Origin of the sequence: Aquimarina hainanensis, assembly GCF_042684685.1 — a bacterium.
Taxonomy (GTDB): Bacteria; Bacteroidota; Bacteroidia; order Flavobacteriales; family Flavobacteriaceae; genus Aquimarina; species Aquimarina hainanensis.
The window spans coordinates 1-1250 of sequence record NZ_JBHULX010000025.1 but is presented as its reverse complement, the minus strand read 5'-3'; the positions used below and the strand labels follow the sequence as shown (position 1 = coordinate 1250).

The following is a 1250-nucleotide window of genomic DNA, read 5'->3' as shown; positions in this document are numbered from 1 at the left end:
TCGTTATCATCATCGGCATCTACCGCATCATCAATACCATCACCATCACTGTCATTCTCCCTGTAATCTAGATCTCCTACTCCAGGATTATCTACATCAGCTAAGATACCATCTGTTAAAGGAGCTACAGTATTATTACCTGCATTGCTTCCTGAAGTAGCTCCACTTAAAACAATCGTATCATAATTATCATCCAATCCATCACCATCACTATCACTTCCTGAAGCAACCGTATCGGCAACCCCATCGCCATCAGTATCCCAACCTTCTATAGAATCAGATTCTCCATCATTATCACTATCGGTATCTATATAATCTGCACTACCATCCATATCTGTATCTATGGCAACTAATGCTGTTCCACCATCATCAGGATCATAACTATCATCAATACCATCACCATCGGTATCCGTACCACTTGGGGCAACATAACCAACCGTTGGTTGTCCTTCTATATTATCTACAATACCATCACCATCACTATCAATATCCTGATAATCCGGTCCTCCTGTACCATCGGTATTGGGTAACGGTAGCATCGTTCCGCCATCTCCTGTTCCTGCAACCGTATTATCATCTGTATCGACACTATCTGCAAATCCATCACCATCGACATCAACCATAGAGGTTGGATCTCCCGGGGTTGGATAATCTATCGCTCCATCACCATCAGTATCTACTCCTCCAGCTTCACTGATATCTGTTAGCCCATCATTATCACTATCTAAATCCAGGCTATCTATAATACCATCATTATCACTGTCCGGTGACGGTAAATTGGTTCCGCCATCTCCTGTTCCTGCAACTGTATTATCATCCGTATCAACACTATCTGCAAATCCATCACCATCAGTATCGGTAATTCCATCTAAAACTCCATCGCCATCTACATCAACTCCTCCGTTTTCTGTTACATCAGAAATCCCGTCATTATCACTATCTAAATCCAGGCTATCTACAACTCCATCATTGTCACTATCCGGGGAAGGTAAACTTGTTCCGCCATCTCCTGTACCTGCAACTGTATTATCATCCGTATCAACACTATCTGCAAATCCATCACCATCAACATCTGCCATAGAGGTTGGATCTCCCGGAGTCGGGTAGTCTATCGCTCCATCTCCATCGGTATCAACTCCTCCGTTCTCTACGATATCTGCAACTCCATCATTATCACTATCTAAGTCTGCTGTATTAGGAACACCATCACCATCACTATCAGGATTCGGTAAGGCTGTACCTGTGGTAAC

At 43.1% G+C, this 1250-nt stretch carries 1 pseudogene; it reads right to left on the bottom strand.

What is annotated here, in order from left to right:
* Window positions 1-1250, bottom strand: a pseudogene (locus tag ACFSTE_RS13355) (hypothetical protein); the annotation flags it as partial.